Source organism: Clostridium sp. (assembly GCF_021372645.1).
Lineage (GTDB): Bacteria > Bacillota > Clostridia > Clostridiales > Clostridiaceae > Clostridium.
Window position 1 is genome coordinate 1 of record NZ_JAJFUC010000061.1, and the last position, 17,672, is coordinate 17,672.

Here is a 17,672-nt window from a genome sequence, read left to right on the forward strand (position 1 = left end):
CTTTTTAAGTAGCAAAGCCTATTGAGTGTTATAGCAAACAGGAGTAGCCTTGGCAAAACTGGACACTATGAAGTAGGAAAGAAACAAAATTATAGACTTTTATATTCTTTTTGTAAAGTTTTATAGAATTTTGGTAACGGAAATAAAATGTATGATAAAATAATGGAATCAGTGAAGTATATACAAGGCAAGGTAAATAGAAATCCTAAAATTGCAGTAATACTCGGATCAGGATTAGGAGATTTAGTTGATTCAGTAGAGCAGGTAGAAGATATACCTTATGAAGATATTCCTAATTTTCCAATCTCAACAGTTAAAGGTCATGAAGGTAAATTAGTCTTTGGTAAAATTAATGGGGTAGAAGTTTTAATAATGCAAGGAAGATTCCATTATTATGAAGGATATACAATGAAGGCGGTTACATATCCCATATATGTAATGAAACAGTTAGGGATTGAAAAAATTATTGTAACCAATGCTTGCGGTGGAATTAATAAAAGTTTTGAACCAGGAAAATTAATGCTTATTAATGATTTTATAAATTTATTTGGAGATAATCCTTTAATCGGTGTAAATGATGAAAGATTAGGAACAAGATTTCCAGATATGTCAGAGCCGTATAAGATAGAGCTCATTAATAAAGCTAAAAAAATTGCAGATGAATTAGGGATTAAATATGGTGAATGGGTTTATGCAGGCTTTATGGGACCATATTATGAAACAGCTGCTGAAATTGTAATGATAGGAAGGCATGGAGCTGATGCAGTTGGTATGTCAACAGTACCAGAAACAATAGTAGCTAATTACTTGGGAATGGATGTACTAGGAATAGCATGTATTAATAATATGGCTACAGGAATACAAAAAGTGAAGCATTCTCATGAACGAGTTGTAGAAACAGCTAAAAAAGCTTCGGTTAATTTATGCAAGTGGGTAGTACGAATTATAGAAGAACTTTAGTTTTCATGTTTACTAAGGGATGTTCAAAAAAATAACAGATTGGCATCTTTTGTCTATTATTTTCTTTCATATGCCTAAGTGAGATTATAAGAACAATTTGACAATTAATACTATTTGGTCTAAAATATTTCTAGAAAAAAATAAGAGGAGTGGTTATAAAATGATAAAAGAAAATGGTAATATTTCAATTGATACAGAGAACATATTTCCTATTATTAAGAAGTGGCTATACTCTGATAAAGACATATTTATAAGAGAAGTTATAAGTAATGCATGCGATGCAATTAGTAAATTCCAAAGATTAGCTTCATTTGGAGAAGCTACTGCAAATGAAGATGAACAATATAAGGTTATAGTATCTGTAAATAAAGAAAAGAAAACTCTTAAATTCATAGATAATGGTATTGGAATGAATGAAGAAGAGGTTAAAAAGTACATTACTCAAGTTGCTTTTTCAGGGGCAACAGATTTTGTGGAAAAATATAAAGATAAGGGCGATGAAGGTAAGGATATAATAGGTCACTTTGGACTTGGTTTTTACTCAACATTCATGGTTTCTGATAAGGTTCAAATAGATACATTATCACATAAAGATGGAGCAGAGCCAGTAAAATGGATTTGTGATGAAGGTGGTACTGAATATGAAATGGGTATTTCAGAAGAAAGAACTACAAGAGGTACAACTGTAACATTATATATTAATGATGAGAGTACAGAATTTTTAGAAGAATATAAGGTTAGAGAAATAATAAAGAAATATTGTTCATTCTTACCTACAGAAATATATTTAGAAAATGAAAATAAGCCAAAAGAAGAACCTAAATATGAAACAAAGAAAAAAGAAGATGGAACTGAATATCAAGAATTAGTAGAGCCAGAAGCTCCAAAGCCTTTAAATGATACAAAGCCTTTATGGGTTAAAGCTCCAAAAGATTGTACAGATGAAGAGTATAAAGATTTTTATAGAAACGTATTTATGGATTTTAATGAACCATTATTTTGGATTCATTTAAATGTGGATTATCCATTTAACTTAAAAGGAATATTATATTTTCCTAAATTAACTCATGAAGTAGAACTTAGAGAAGGTCAAGTAAAACTTTATAATAATCAAGTTTTCGTTGCAGATAATATTAAAGAAGTAATTCCAGAATTCTTATTATTATTAAAAGGAACTATAGATTGTCCAGATTTACCTTTAAATGTATCAAGAAGTTTCCTTCAAAATGATAAGGAAGTTTCAAAAATTTCTAATCATATAATTAAGAAAGTTGCAGATAAATTAGTAGATTTATTTAAAAATAGTAGAGAAGAATTTAATAAATTTTGGCCAGACATACAAATATTCATTAAGTATGGCTGCTTAAGAGATGAAAAATTCTATGAAAAGATTAAGGAAATAATAATCTTTAAGAATTTAAAAGGTGAATTTATAACATTAAAAGATTATCTTGAAGCTAATAAAGAAAAACATGAAAATAAAGTATTTTATTCTAATGATGAGAAACAACAATCGCAATATATTAAGATGTTTAAAGAATATGATTTAGATGCTGTAATATTTGATTGCACAATAGATGATCACTTTATTTCATTCTTAGAAATGCATGAAAAAGGAGTTAAATTTAATAGAATTGACTCTGATATTTCAGATACATTAGGAAGTAAAACTGATGAAAATGATGAAACTCAAAAGGCATTGAATAAAGAAATAGAAGATGTATTTAAAAATGCTTTAGGAGAAAAAGTTACTAAATTATCAGTTGAAGCATTAAAAAATGAAAATACTTCAGCACTAATTTTAGTTTCAGAAGAATCAAGAAGAATGGCTGAAATGAGTAAGATGTATGCAAAATCAGGCATGAACTTCCCAGGTATGTTTGATGAAGAAAAGACTTTAGTTGTAAATAATAAAAATGCTATCATTAAAAAACTTGTAGAAGTTTCTAAAGATGATGCTAAAAAAGATGAAGTTAAATTCATTTGTGAACATATTTTAGATTTAGCTAAGATTGCTAATAAAGAATTAGATGCAAATGAAATGGATGAGTTTATAAAGAGAAATAATGAACTTTTAAGCAAAGTTATTTTACTATAGTAAAATACGATAAGAACATAAATTAAAATATTAAAAACTATATATTAATAAAGTAGTCAGTAGCATTTAAAAGGTAAAAAATTTTAATGCTATTGATTACTTTTTTTTATTTCTTGTCAAAATTTTGTAAGAGTTGTGATACATAATGAAAATAAAGTATAAATTTAGTGAGTAAAGTTTAAAATAAAAGGGAAGTGATTTCCATAATACATGAATTACTCATTATATGTAAAAGTAGTCTGTGCAAGCTTAAGCATTTTAAGTAGCTTTCAAAATAATTTATAAAATGGATGTGATTAAAGCAAAAATGCAATACATTTTAAAGAAAAAAGATGAAATATTAAGAAATATAGATTATCCTGTAGTAGCATTTTTAGTAGTTATTATAATAGGCTCTATTACGTTATTTTGTGAACCAGTTATTGGAATGGCAGATAATGGAGACTTTTATAGAGAAATAAGTACTAATGGGGTATATGAATTAAATCCCAATGATAATGATTTATATAATGGGTATTTTTACAAAAATTATGGGATATATAAATATAACAATGAGAATGAAAAAATATATACATCTACACAAGGAATATTTATTAAAGGAGCAATTTGTATAAATAAAATATTCAATAAAAATTATGTTCTAGATATAAGATTTATGTCGTGGATGTTTTTACTTGCAGAAGCTATAGGCATTTATCTAATTGTAAAAGTATTAATCAATGAAATAATTAAGGAAAAACATAAGATAATAATAACTTTAATAACGAGTTTAATATTTTGTGATACTGCATATTTATCTTATTACAATTCTTTTTATGGGGAAGCTATAAATATAAGTTTCTTTTTATTAAGTGTGGGGATTTTACTATATATGATAGAAGTCAACAAATTCAATATATTTAATATTTTAATGTTTGGAATTTCTTCTTTTATCTTTTTTGGCGCAAAGCAGCAACTTGCACCAGTCGGGATTTTAATTGCAATTTTAGTATTAAGAATAGGGTTTAAAAGAAAAGATAAGTTATTTAAAGGGTTAAGTTTATTGTTATTCGTGGGATTTGTTGTAAGTTCAATATTATTTTATAAAACAATAACTGGAGATTTTGAATATATCAATAGTTATCATTCTATGAATAGAGGAATTTTATTATATGAGGATGATCCAGATGAAATTATAAAATATTTCAATTTAGATCAGCAGTATTCATTATTAAAAGAAACGACATTCTATGATGATGTAACATTAGTGAATTTATATGATAACAAACTTATAGAAAATTATTATAAAAAATTTACTACAACGAAAATCTTATCTTATTATATTACTCATCCAAGGGCGTTTTTTAAATTATTAAAAATATCTTTTAATAATGCATATTCAATACGACCTAATGCTATGGGAAATTACGAAAAGAGTGCTAATAAAGAATTTGGTGCAAAATCTTATTTTTTTGCATTATATAGTACTATAAAACAAAAAGTATTTACTGGAAATTCAATTTTTTCACTTATTACAATAATAATATATATATATATTTCTCTAAGTAGATATATAAAAGGATATAAAAGCAAAGATAATAAGATAATTCTTAAAGAAGAAGCATATTTTTATATATTTTTAATTGGATTATCTCAAATTGTAATATCAGTAATAGGTGCAGGAGATGCAGATTTATCTAAACATGTATTTATGTATAATATGAGTTTTGATTTGATTTTAATATATCTTATAAGTATAAAATTGCAGGAACGTACAATTAGACATAATCAAAAAAATAAATTCACTTTTAATAAATTAAGGGGGACCCAAAGTGGAACAAATTAATACAAGAAAAAAAATCGATATATTAATGACATTGCTTATAGCATATTTTTTCGCTTTATGCTTAAGTAATAAAGTTTTAGAATTAGATAATTCTTTTGAAAATTATCTAATGATTGAACTTGTTATGATAATTGCTCTTGTAAGTTATTATACCAATATTACATTAGCATTAGTAGTTACATTGGCAGCTGATTTTGTATATATGAGTTATAAATTATATTGTAATTTTGTTAATAATGTAAAGATAGATTTTAATACGTATTATTGGATTATTTTATTGCCTATTACAGCGCTTTTAGTGGCATTAGTATCAAAAAATATTGTTATGATACAAAAAGAAAATGAAAGTTTAATAAATGAAAATTCTAAATTAGTTATGATTGATGAAGATACAAATATAAGAAATGAAAGAGCTCTTTTAATTGAATTACCAATATATATGAAATTGAGTATAAGACATAAGGTGCCTGTAACACTATTTATTCTGAGGATTAAATTTGCTGACAAACTTAGAAGTATTTTAGGCAAAGAACAATATAAGGTTTTATTAATTCAATCCAGTGAAGTTTTTGAAAAATCATTAAGAGAAGAAGATATAAAATATATAATAGACTATAAAACATTTGGTTTTTTAACAATTACTGATATAGATGGAGCTAAGATTATAAAAGAAAGATTTAAAGAAAATGTGAATAAATTTGACTTTTCAAAAGAATCTGTTTATAAAAATATAAAATTAGATATTCAAATTGGTTTTTATACTTTTGATAATTCAGTAAATAATCCTTTCGAATTTATTAAATTAGCAGAAAAGGAATTGGAATATGATATACAAGAATAAATTCCTTATATATAAAATAATAGTTATTTTAATTTGCTTTATAATTACTAGCTTTTTTACTAGAAATATTGAATGTAAAGCAGAAACCAATAAAGAAAACTTACAAGTAAAAGGTGAAATTTATTTTTATCTTGATGATGTTACGCCTTTTAATGAATTAAATAATCTAATAGATGAAATAAGTTATTTAAAAGATAATGGAATTAAGTTTTTTATAGAGTCATCACCAGTATTTGTAAATGAAGATTTAAAAGCAATGAGAAGATTTGCAGCATGTTTAAGATATGCACAAGCAAATGGAGGAAAAATAGTGTTAAAATTCCCTATATTAAATGAAAAAGGATCAAATGGAAAATCTATAAGTGCGCACGTAATCACTGAGAAAGTTAAAAAATCTTTTGATAATTATACTAATTATTGGGTCTATCCAATAGGAATGAGTGTTAAAGAGTCCTTACTTTACAGAGAGGATTTAAAAGAACTTTGGGAATGTACAGATACTTTGTTTTTAAATTCCCAAGATAATATTAATAATGATAAGAGTAATTACACTATTAAATCATATGAGAATATCATTCAAAAAATTAATTTAGATAACTACATTAAGAATAATAGCACTAATATATATGATAAAAGTGCAATATGTGTGAAAAGTGATTTTACATTTGATGAGTTTAAGAAAAATGTAGATGAAATTCTTAATAGAGAAATAAGTTTTACTGAAAATAATAAATTAAATTCTTATATGAAGTTTAATAATGAAGTAAAAAGCAATTCAAAAGGAATTTTTTTTAATAATAAAGATGTGACACAACAAAGATTTATTTGTGAAGAAGAATATAAAAATGCTTTTGCTAAGGAAGATAGTAAAAAAGAAAGTCCATCTAAAAAGGATTTGACACTGTCCAATAAAATTATAGAAATAGTAAGTGCAGTGGCGTCACTAATATTTTTAATAATATTAGTATTAAGTAAAAAGATAGAAAGGAAAAGGTTTTTTAAATAAATCATATGAGTATTATAGATTATTTAGTTATATATTCGTTAATAGTAATATGGATAACAGTTTTTATTAATGTAATATTAGTTATATCAGGATATATATATTATTCAAAAATAAACAATGAGAAAATGGATGAACAATTAAAAAATTATCCTTTTGTATCCATATTAGTTCCAGCTCATAATGAAGCTGTGGTTATAAGAAAGACAGTAACTTCTTTACTAGAATTAGATTATCCTAAAGATAAATATGAAGTAATCATAGTTAATGATAATTCTAGTGATAATTCAGCACAAATATTGCAAGAAATGCAAAAAAAATATGCACAAAAAAACTTAATAGTAATAAATACGGATAATATAATTGGAGGGAAGGGGAAATCCAATGCCTTAAATATTGGACTTGAAAAAAGTAAAGGTGAAATTTTAGCTGTTTATGATGCAGATAATACTCCCGATAGAAAGGCACTAAAATATTTAGTACAAACTTTGATAAAGGATAAAAGCTTAGGAGCAGTCATTGGAAAATTTCGATGTAGAAATAAAGATAAAAGTTTATTAACTAATTTTATAAATATAGAAACCTTGACTTATCAATGGATGGCGCAAGCAGGACGATGGAATTTATTTAGTTTATGCACTATTCCAGGCACTAATTTCGTTGTAGTAAGAGAAATAATGGATGAAATGGGTGGATGGGATACAAAGGCAATAACAGAAGATACAGAAGTAAGCTTTAGAATTTATAGAATGGGATATAAAATAAAGTTCATGCCTCTTGCTGTAACTTATGAACAAGAACCTCAAACTGTTAAGGTCTGGTTTAAGCAAAGAAATAGATGGGTAAAAGGTAATATATATGTAGTAATAAAAAACTTAAAATATATATTTAATCCCAAAGCTGGTGTTACAATATTTGATATTTTATATTACACCTTAGTTTATTTTTTCTTTTTATCTGCAAGTGTACTATCGGATTGTATATTTATACTTGGAGGGGCTAATATAGTTCAAATACATATTGGCGGATACGAAGTAATTTTATGGTTTATGGCATTATTAGTTTTTATTTTATCAGTAATGGTAGCAATTTCAATGGAAAAGGGAGAATTAAATTTTAAAAATGTATTAGTTATATTATTAAGTTATTTTACTTATAGTAAAATGTGGGCTATTGTTTCCATAGCTGGATTTTATAATTATATAAGAGATGTTGTTTTTAAGCGAGAAGTAAAATGGTATAAAACAGAAAGGTTTTAATAGGGGGAGCAAAGTGAAAAAAATTATAAATATTATTAACATTTTATTTTTAGCAATAATTTTTTCTTTAAGTATTGGCATAGGAATATATGCTGCTCCTAAAGGAGACAATATAGAACAAAATGTAAATACAAAGAGCTATAATCTTAGTAATGATGTAATATTTACTGGTGCATTTTCAAGTTATAGTACTTATTTTAATGTTGATGAATGGTGGAAAAATACTAAAGTAGAAGCACAAGTTAATTTCTGTATAAATCAATTGATTGAAGAAAATCAAAAAGCATATATAAAATTATCGGTTAATGGAACACCTTTTTATTCTCAAGGAATTTTTTATAAAAGTTATTCAGAAGAACAACAAATAAAGGTTGCTATACCAGAAGAGCTTTTAAAAGTACATTCTAATCAATTGAAAATAGAGACTTATTTAAGAACATCCGAACTTTCTTGTGTAGATGATGTTAATCTTGCCAATTGGTTTGTAATCAAAAAAAGCACTAATATAAAAGCTACATTTAATAATATTATTTCCAATAATAAAATATCTGATTTTCCATATCCATTCTTGAAAAATCAAGATAATAATCAAAATTTAAATGATTTATCAATTGTAATTCCTGATGATTACAGTGATTCAGAGTTGAGTGCTGCATTTATTTTGAATTCATATTTAGAAAAGCTAAATGATACTTATGAAAATAAAATAACCATAGTAAAATATAGTGATTTTGCAAAAAATGAAAACACAAATGGTATTTTTATTGGTGGATATAACAATTTAAAAAATGAATTTGGTGTGGAAAGCAGCAAAAATACTGATTGTCTTATAAAGGTGTTAAATTCACCCTATTCAGCCAATAAAAATAATAAAACCATGGTGATTTTATGTGATGATAATGACAATTTAATAAAAGGAATTAAAACACTACAAAATAAAGAGTTGGTATATCAATTAGATAGTGATACATTCAATGTAACGAGTGATTTTAAAGAAGAAACCGTACCTAAAATTGTAAGTGGAAAAGTAGCATTTAAAGATATTGGAATTAGTGAAATACAATTAAAGGGCTCTTTTAGAAGAGAGTCAACTATAAGTTATAGTATTCCAAAGAATAGAATCTTTTCTCAACGTGATAAAATTAAACTTTTCATGAGATATTCTGAAAATCTTGATTTTGAGAAATCTTTAGTTACAGTTTATATTAATAATACACCAATAGGCAGTAAAAAATTAGAAAAAGAAAAATGTTCTCAAGATGAAGTAGAATTAAAGTTACCTAATGATGTTAGTAATACAAATTATTTAGATATAAAAATTGCTTTTGACTTAGAGCTAACAAACAGTTATTGTGAAAAGAGACAGGAAGAAATGCCATGGGCATTAGTAACAGGAGATTCATATTTATATTTAGGGAATAATGATATAAATGATTATTATTTTTCTACTTACAGTGCACCATTTGTAAAAGATGAAATGTTTAATGATACTGCAATGATTGTACCTGATGCATTAAGTTCTGATGAAATAAACTCATTAGGAAAAGTTGTTGGATATTTAGGAAAAGATGTTGCGTATAATAATGGAGATTTTAAAGTTGTTAGAAGTTCAGCGGTAAGTGATAGTGATAAGAAGAAAAATATAATTATTTATGGAATGCCAAAGACAAATAAATTAATTTCAACTATAAATGATGAATTATGGTTTAAGTATGATGAAAATTATTCAAAGTTTTTATCCAATGAAAAATTAGTATTGACAGATTCTTTTAGCTCTACAATTTCTAATTTTCAACTGGATATATCAAAATTCAATGATCAAAAGGCTATGCTTGTATTAACATCACCAGATAGTGAAATATTAAAGAACTCATTAAGTTATTTAAGTTCAGCTACTATGGTTGCAAAGCTTAATGGAGATTGTGCAATAATAGATAAATATGGTGACATTAAAACATATAAAATGAAAAAAGAAACTCAAAAGCCTGCTTATGAAAAACTTGAAGCTTTAGATGGAAATGCTAAAGCAGTGCTTATTATTGCGGGACTATTTGTAATATTTGTAGCAAGTGCTACAGCCTTATATTTCTTCAAGAATAATAAAAACAGCAAACTCAGGAAATAGCATAAAAGTTTTGATACTACAAACCTTCAAATAGATTAAATTCAACATTGTAAATTCCATAGTGTAATGCTATAATTACTAGAGATATTTTTTGAATGGAGGAGTTTTCATTTATGAAACATATAAAAACTATTAATAAACCAAATATCAAAAATAGCTTATGTAAGCCAGGGTGCAAGGAATGTGCAAATTCATGTCAATCAGCTTGTAAGACATCTTGTACAGTTGCAAACTTAGAGTGCGAAAACTAATTTTTCAAGCAGTAACTATATAGTTACTGCTTACTTTATATTTGTATATATTTAGGAGGAATTTAAATTGTCTTTAATACATAAATTTAAGCAAGGTGAAAACTATTTTGTTTTAGATGTAAACACTGGGGCAGTTCATGTAGTGGATGAACTAGTCTATGATATATTAGGTGAGGATAAATTAAAGAATAAGAAAGAAATATTAGAAGAACTTAAAGGAAAATATGATAAAGAAGAACTTTCAGAAGCTTATGATGAAATTCAAGAATTAGCAGAAGAAGGTATTCTTTATTCAGAAGATCAATATGAAGAAATCGCTCACAGTTCTATGGATGATAGAGATTACATAAAGGCTATTTGTTTAAATGTTATTCATGGGTGCAATTTAAGATGTAAATATTGTTTTGCTGATGAAGGTGAATATCATGGACATGGCGGAGTTATGAACCTAGAAACAGCTCAAAAGGCAATTGACTATGTTATTAAAAGAAGTGGTCCAAGAAAGAATATAGAAATTGATTTGTTTGGTGGAGAGCCAACATTAATCATGGATACTATAAAAGAAATAATTAAGTATGCTAGAGATAATGAAGAAAAGTGGGGAAAGAAAATTAGGTTTACTATGACCACTAATGCTACTCTTTTAACTCCAGAGATGATGGATTATATGGATAAGGAAATGGGAAACATTATTTTATCATTAGATGGAAGAAAAGAAGTTAATGATAATGTTAGAATTAAGCCAGATAAGAGCGGTTCTTATGATGATATTGTACCTAACATAAAAGAGATGATTAAAAGAAGAACTAAGGGAAAAACTTATTATGTTAGAGGAACTTTCACAAGAGGAAACATAGATTTTTATGAAGATGTAATGGCTATGGTAAATGAAGGCTTTAGGGAATTATCAATAGAACCTGTTGTTTTAGAAAACGGACATCCTCTTTCTCTTAGAGAAGAAGATATTGATACGATTTTTGATAATTATGATAAATTGTATGAAGAAATGAAAAGAAGAAAAAGAGAAGGAAATGAAGAATTTAAATTCTATCATTTTAATATAGATCTTCAAGGTGGACCATGCGTTTATAAGAGAATTTCAGGTTGTGGAGCTGGTTTTGAATATGTAGCAATAACTCCACAAGGAGATGTATATCCATGTCATCAATTTGTTGGAAAAGAAGAATTCAAACTAGGAAGTATTAATGATGATACTTACGATACAGAACTTGCTAAGAAATTCAAGAAATCTCATATATACAATAAACCTAAGTGTAAAGATTGTTGGGCAAAATTCTACTGTAGTGGTGGATGCCAAGCAAATAATTTTAATTTCAATGGAGATATGAATATTCCTTATGAAATTGGGTGTAAAATGCAAAAGAAGAGAATTGAATGTGCAATTGCATTGAAATGTGAAGATAATTAAATAAACATAAGTAGCTAATAACAAGAGAAATAATTTTTAGTTGTTATTAGCTATTTTTACATTTATTTATAGTGTTCGTTTGTATGATTATAATATAAGAATATAAAATTATAAGTAAAAAGGAATGGTAAAGCAAATGTTATTTGTGATTCTTTAGTTTTCAAATGTATTGATGACTAAAAAAAGTTTGGTGTTTTTTGCTAAGAATGACTTATTATATGAATTATAGTGTGCAAGGAGAATAGTAATTGAGAGAATATATTTTAGAAAATAATTTAAAGTTAATATACAAGCATACTGAATCTGAACTTACATCAATTTGTATATCAATAGATGCTGGTGCTGGAGTTGAAACTGAAAGGTACGGAATAGCTCATGCAACTGAGCATATGGTTTATAAAGGAACGAAAAAAAGAACAGAGAAAGAAGTAAATGAAGATTTAAGCAATATTTTCGGATTCAATAATGCTATGACTAATTATTCATATGTAATTTATTATGGTACGTTACTTGGTGAAGATTTGAAAAAAGGTGTAGAGTTATTAAGTGATATAGTTCTTAATCCAAGTTTTAGTAATGAAGGCTTTAAAGAAGAAATTGATGTAATAAAAGAGGAACTTAAAGAATGGGATGAAGAATTAGAACAATATTGTGAAGATAAACTATTTTTAAACAGCTTTAATAATAGAAGAATAAAGTATCCTATTATAGGAACAAAGGAAAGTTTAGACAGTATTACTTTAAGTGACATAAGAGAATTTTATTATAAATATTATTTCCCAGAAAATACTTCGATTGTTGTAATTTCGTCAGTAAGATTTGATAAGGTAAAAGATATTGTCTATGAATATTTTTGGAAATGGAATGTATCATATGATAAAAAAAATCATAGAAATGAATTGAATTGCAAAAAGATTGAATATGAAATTCCTAAAATAGAGGTATTTAATGATAAAAGAGATGGAATAAAGACATGCAAAATTGAAATAGTATGTCCAATAGATAACTTGAGTAAGAAAGAAATGAAGGCTCTTAGAATTTTCAATCAATATTTTGGAGAAGGAGTTAATTCAATTCTTTATGATACTTTAAGAACTAAAAATGGGCTTATTTATGATGTGATTACTGAAATTGCACATGAAAATTATATAAAATTATATAAAATTACCTTTAGTACAGCAAAAGAAAATGTAAATAAGTCAATAGCTTTAGTTAAGGAATGCATAGAAAAGGTAAATTTATTAGAGCAACGTATAGATAACAAGCAAATAGAACAATTAATCAAGAATTTTAAATTAAAGAGATTATTTAGAGAAGAGCAGAGTATAGTTTTAGCAAAAGAGTTGGCTACCTATGATACAATGTTTGGAGATTATAAAATATATGTTGATGAAACTAATGACTTAGGTTATTTAACTAATGAAATTATATTTCAAGTAGGTAATAAAGTATTGAAAAATCTATCAATACAAATAATTTATTAATCTATATTATGTTAAGATAATTAATAAGTAGCAAAGTGAATAATTTTAATATTATAACAATATAAATGGAGGGTGACAACGGTTAAGGTAGTTGATAATGAAAATACTGCAATGTTTTATATTACTGCTAAATTAGATAGGGGGAATATTCCTGAGGTTACCATTATTACAAGAATTACTTAAATATCATGATGAGAAGAATTTACTTCTTTCTATGCCGGGAAATAAAGGTGGAATTGGATTTTTAGGTGATGAGATTGGAGAAAAGTTTGTTAATAGACTAGGATTTTTAGATATAACTGAGGTTGAACCATTAGATAATTTGCATTGTCCTGAGGGGATTATAAAAGAAGCTCAAGAATTATTGGCTGAAACTTATAAAGCTAAAAAAGCATATTTTCTTGTGAATGGAAGTTCGCTAGGAAATTTGGCAGCTATGTTCTCTGCATTTGATGAGGGCGATGAAGTTTTAGTTGAAAGAAATTGTCATAAGTCAATTTATAATGGATTAATTTTAAGAAAATTAAAAGTAAAATATATTGAGCCTATTATTGATTATCAAAATGGTGTATTTCTTCCTCCAAATAAAGAAAACATTTATAAGACACTCGGCGAAAGTTCAAATCCAAAAGGAATTATATTAACTTATCCTAATTATTTTGGAATTACATATGAAATTGAAGATATCATAATAGATTTGAAATCAAGAGGGTTAAAAGTTATCATAGATGGAGCTCATGGAGCTCATTTTGGTATAAATAAAAGATTGCCTAAATCTATTGCAAGCTTAGGAGATTATGTGATTTTGAGTGCACATAAAACTTTGCCCGCATTGACTCAAGGTGCATATCTTTTAGTAAATGAAGAAAATAGTTGGTTAGAATTCTATCTAAAAACTTTTATGACAACATCACCTTCTTATTTAATTATGGCATCATTAGATTATGCTAGATATTATTTAGATAATTACGGTAAAAAAGATTATGAAAGATTAATAGATATAGCAGAGAAATGGAAAGTAAAAATAAATCAACTTAAAAACGTACATATATTATGTAAGGATGATTTAAATAAACAATATAAGCATATAATAACAAATCAAGTTAAAATTGAATCCAAACAAGAATATGATATTGATTTAAGCAGGTATATATTGATTCTTCCTCAAGGATATAGTGGACATAAACTTCTCGAGTATTTAAGAAATCAAAAGATACAAGCTGAAATGAGTTTTTCAAGAGGAGTGGTGTTAATATTGTCTCCTTTTAATAGTGAAGAAGATTTTAAGATTATATATGAAGCTATTTCGAATTTAGAAATGAATAGTATAATTGGACAAATAGAAGCAAAATATTTTTTTGATATTCCAGAAAAAAAATTAGAACCGTATGAAATTTTTAAATTAAATGGTGAGTGGTGTGAAATTGAAAGATGCGAAGGTTATATTGCAAAAGAAGCAATAATACCATATCCACCTGGAATTCCATTAGTCTGCCAAGGAGAAATTATTTCTCGAAATGCTATAGATATAATACAAGATTATGTCATTAATAAAAAAAGTATTTTAGGAATTAAAAATAATAAGGTTCACGTAATCAAGATAAAAGAATAAAAGATTAAGATATATTTTATTCATTAAGTTAAGGTTACTGAATAAAATTAGTTAAGCAGATTTTATTCAATATAAGAATTATCTTATATTGGTATCAATTAAAATATTGTGTTAAAATATATCTATTTAGAATAATATATATATGATAATAAAATATAAGTAGGGATGGACGATTATATTATGGAAACAAATATTGTGACCAAACAAAAAGATCTAGTTAAGATAAAAAAGCCTAAGCTATATAAAGTTGTTATGTATAATGATGATTATACTACAATGGAATTTGTTATTAATGCATTAGTGAATGTGTTTAATAAGAAGCTTATAGAAGCTGAAAAAATAATGTTAGATGTACATGAAAGAGGTAAGGGAGTAGCTGGAATATATAGCCACGATATTGCAATTACAAAAGTTTATACGGCAATGTCTATGGCTAAGGAACAAGGATTTCCATTCAAGCTTACTGTAGAGGAGGCGTAGAGTATGAAAATTACTAATGAAGTTAATTCGATATTACTTAAAGCATATCAAGAAGCAAAAGACAAAAATAGTGAATATATTACACCTGAACATTTACTATATGTAGCAACATTTAATGAAAAGGTGGAATATGCAATTAGAGAATGTGGTGGCAGTTTAGAAAATTTAAGATATAACTTAAATACTTATATAAAAACATATATAAATAAAATTGGTGAAGGTGAACCACAAGAAAGCATTGAATTTCAAAAGGTTATTTTAAATGCTAATGAACAAGTCCTAAATAGTGGAAAAGATGCTATTGGTATAGATCATATACTTTCTGCAATTTTTAATTTAGAAGAGAGTTATGCACGCTATTATTTAGAACAAGAAGGTGCTACAAGAAGAGAATTGCTATATTTATTATGCCATAGTCTAGAAGAAGTTAATCAGAATTCTTATGAAGATGAAACAAAAGAAAGTTTTGGCGAAGATACAGAAGGATTCATAGATGAAGAAAATCAAGAAAAAGCTAAGAAGAAAAAAGAAGATGCATTTCTTAATAAGTTTACAATAAATCTTATTGAAAAAGCTAAGGAAGAAAATAGCGATCCATTAATAGGAAGAAAAGATATTTTAGATAGAAGTATTCAAATACTTTGTAGAAGGATAAAAAATAACCCTATTCATGTAGGCGAATCTGGAGTTGGTAAGACTGCTATTATTTTAGGTCTTGCAAGACTTATAAGTGAGAATAAAATTCCAGAAAAATTAAAAGGAAGTTGTATGTTTTCTTTAGATATAGGATCAGTAATTGCAGGAACTAAATACAGAGGAGATTTTGAGGAAAGAATAAAAAGAATTTTAGATTTAATTGGAAAACAAAATAAGCCAATAGTTTATATAGATGAAATTCACAACATAGTTGGTGCCGGATCATTGAATGGTGGGGCTTTAGATGCATCTAATTTATTAAAGCCTTATTTAACCGAAGGTAAAATTAGATTTATTGGAGCAACTACTTTTGATGAATATAAAAAATTCTTTGAAAAAGATAAAGCATTAAGTAGAAGGTTTCAAACAATAGATGTTAAAGAACCTTCTATTAAGGAATCAATAGAAATACTTAATGGACTTAAGGATAATTATGAAGAATATCATAATGTAAGTTATACATATGAAGCCATAAGTAATGCTGTAACTTTAAGTGATAAGTATATTAATGATAAATATTTACCAGATAAAGCTGTAGATATTATTGACGAAGCAGGAGCTTATGCTCGTATGCATAATGAAGATGTGGAAGAAAAGATCATAATTGATAGGACGGTTATTGAAGAAATAATTTCAAAGGTTTGTAGTATTCCAAAGCAAACTGTAGAAAGTAGTGAAATAAATTCGCTGCAACATCTTGAATCTAGTTTAAAGGAAAATATTTTTTCTCAAGATAAAGCAATTGAAGAAGTTGTGAGATGCATAAAGATGTCTAGATCTGGACTAAATGAGGAAGATAAAACAGTAGCATCTATGCTTTTTGTTGGGCCTACTGGAGTTGGGAAAACTGAAATTGCAAGATGTCTTTCTAAAAAGCTTGGTATAGAGTTAATTAGATTTGATATGAGTGAATATGCTGAAAAGCATGCAGCTTCAAAGCTTATAGGATCCCCTCCAGGATATGTAGGGTATGAAGAGGGCGGATTACTTACAGATGCTGTGAGAAAGACTCCACACTGTGTATTATTACTAGACGAAATAGAAAAGGCAAATGAAGATATTTTAAATGTACTACTCCAAGTCATGGATTATGCAACACTCACTGACAATAAAGGTAGAAAAGCTGATTTTAGAAATACAATTATAATTATGACTTCTAATGCAGGAGCAAGAAATATAGGTAAAAAACTTATAGGCTTTGGAGAAAGAGAAGTTAAAGGTGAAGCTATAATGGAAGAAGTAAAGAAATTCTTTACACCTGAATTTAGAAATAGATTAGATAAGATAATAGTATTTAATAGTATGAATGATTCTATGGCAATAAACATTGTTAAAAAACAATTAAATGATTTTAAAATTAAACTAGCTGCTAAGAATATTGAAATTGAATTTAGTGAGGAATGTGTTAATTATATTTCTAAAACAGGCATGTCAGAAGAATTTGGAGCTAGGGAAATTGCTAGAATTGTAGCTTCGGAAATTAAGCCGTTACTAGTTGATGAGATTTTATTTGGAAAACTGAATGATGGTGGAAGTTGTACTGTTGATCTCATAGATGAAAAATTCAAATTGACAATTAATGATTAACAATTAACAATGCATTATGAAT

13 protein-coding genes are annotated in these 17,672 nt (G+C 26.5%); all 13 read left to right on the forward strand.

The genetic code is table 11. The annotated features are described in order from the left end of the window. The first annotated feature begins 147 nt into the window (after window positions 1-147). Complete coding sequence (locus LLF98_RS10185; RefSeq protein WP_291703159.1) at window positions 148-960, forward strand: purine-nucleoside phosphorylase; 813 nt, start codon at window positions 148-150, stop codon at window positions 958-960. A 160-nt stretch (window positions 961-1,120) separates the two neighbouring features. Then, window positions 1,121-3,058 carry a molecular chaperone HtpG gene (htpG, locus tag LLF98_RS10190; RefSeq protein WP_291703161.1) on the forward strand — a complete coding sequence of 646 codons (1,938 nt, stop codon included), beginning with the start codon at window positions 1,121-1,123 and terminating at the stop codon, window positions 3,056-3,058. Between the two features lie 307 nt (window positions 3,059-3,365). Continuing rightward, on the forward strand, window positions 3,366-4,883 hold the full coding sequence (locus LLF98_RS10195; protein ID WP_291703163.1) for a hypothetical protein: 1,518 nt from the start codon (window positions 3,366-3,368) through the stop codon (window positions 4,881-4,883). Then, window positions 4,870-5,724: a diguanylate cyclase gene (locus LLF98_RS10200; RefSeq protein WP_291703165.1), complete on the forward strand. Its 855-nt coding sequence runs from the start codon at window positions 4,870-4,872 to the stop codon at window positions 5,722-5,724. The genes LLF98_RS10195 and LLF98_RS10200 overlap by 14 nt, the downstream gene beginning before the upstream one ends. Further along, entirely contained in the window at window positions 5,708-6,730 is a 1,023-nt protein-coding gene (locus LLF98_RS10205; RefSeq protein ID WP_291703167.1) for a DUF2334 domain-containing protein, read from the forward strand. Before LLF98_RS10200 ends, LLF98_RS10205 begins: the two co-directional genes overlap by 17 nt. 5 nt (window positions 6,731-6,735) lie before the next feature. Beyond that, window positions 6,736-7,986: a glycosyltransferase gene (locus LLF98_RS10210; protein ID WP_291703169.1), complete on the forward strand. Its 1,251-nt coding sequence runs from the start codon at window positions 6,736-6,738 to the stop codon at window positions 7,984-7,986. A gap of 13 nt (window positions 7,987-7,999) precedes the next feature. Further along, entirely contained in the window at window positions 8,000-10,111 is a 2,112-nt protein-coding gene (locus tag LLF98_RS10215; protein ID WP_291703171.1) for a cellulose biosynthesis cyclic di-GMP-binding regulatory protein BcsB, read from the forward strand. Between the two features lie 113 nt (window positions 10,112-10,224). Beyond that, window positions 10,225-10,362, forward strand: a complete 138-nt coding sequence (scfA, locus tag LLF98_RS10220) for a six-cysteine ranthipeptide SCIFF (RefSeq protein WP_009172015.1) — start codon at window positions 10,225-10,227, stop codon at window positions 10,360-10,362. A 67-nt stretch (window positions 10,363-10,429) separates the two neighbouring features. Next, window positions 10,430-11,791 (forward strand): thioether cross-link-forming SCIFF peptide maturase, encoded by a 1,362-nt coding sequence (gene scfB, locus LLF98_RS10225; RefSeq protein ID WP_291703181.1) that lies wholly within the window; start codon window positions 10,430-10,432, stop codon window positions 11,789-11,791. A gap of 248 nt (window positions 11,792-12,039) precedes the next feature. Then, window positions 12,040-13,275 carry a pitrilysin family protein gene (locus LLF98_RS10230; RefSeq protein ID WP_291703183.1) on the forward strand — a complete coding sequence of 412 codons (1,236 nt, stop codon included), beginning with the start codon at window positions 12,040-12,042 and terminating at the stop codon, window positions 13,273-13,275. Between the two features lie 145 nt (window positions 13,276-13,420). After that, on the forward strand, window positions 13,421-14,887 hold the full coding sequence (locus tag LLF98_RS10235) for a decarboxylase (protein ID WP_291703226.1): 1,467 nt from the start codon (window positions 13,421-13,423) through the stop codon (window positions 14,885-14,887). A gap of 180 nt (window positions 14,888-15,067) precedes the next feature. Further along, window positions 15,068-15,367, forward strand: a complete 300-nt coding sequence (locus tag LLF98_RS10240; RefSeq protein WP_291703185.1) for an ATP-dependent Clp protease adaptor ClpS — start codon at window positions 15,068-15,070, stop codon at window positions 15,365-15,367. A gap of 3 nt (window positions 15,368-15,370) precedes the next feature. Then, complete coding sequence (gene clpA, locus LLF98_RS10245; protein WP_291703187.1) at window positions 15,371-17,650, forward strand: ATP-dependent Clp protease ATP-binding subunit ClpA; 2,280 nt, start codon at window positions 15,371-15,373, stop codon at window positions 17,648-17,650. Window positions 17,651-17,672 lie beyond the last annotated feature (22 nt).

Bases quoted from the DNA above. Each gene is read 5' to 3' on its own strand.
- LLF98_RS10210 (WP_291703169.1), top strand. From the start codon at position 6,736: ATGAGTATTATAGATTATTTAGTTATATATTCGTTAATAGTAATATGG.
- LLF98_RS10205 (WP_291703167.1), top strand. From the start codon at position 5,708: ATGATATACAAGAATAAATTCCTTATATATAAAATAATAGTTATTTTA.
- scfA (WP_009172015.1), top strand. From the start codon at position 10,225: ATGAAACATATAAAAACTATTAATAAACCAAATATCAAAAATAGCTTA.
- clpA (WP_291703187.1), top strand. From the start codon at position 15,371: ATGAAAATTACTAATGAAGTTAATTCGATATTACTTAAAGCATATCAA.
- htpG (WP_291703161.1), top strand. From the start codon at position 1,121: ATGATAAAAGAAAATGGTAATATTTCAATTGATACAGAGAACATATTT.
- LLF98_RS10185 (WP_291703159.1), top strand. From the start codon at position 148: ATGTATGATAAAATAATGGAATCAGTGAAGTATATACAAGGCAAGGTA.
- LLF98_RS10195 (WP_291703163.1), top strand. From the start codon at position 3,366: ATGCAATACATTTTAAAGAAAAAAGATGAAATATTAAGAAATATAGAT.
- LLF98_RS10240 (WP_291703185.1), top strand. From the start codon at position 15,068: ATGGAAACAAATATTGTGACCAAACAAAAAGATCTAGTTAAGATAAAA.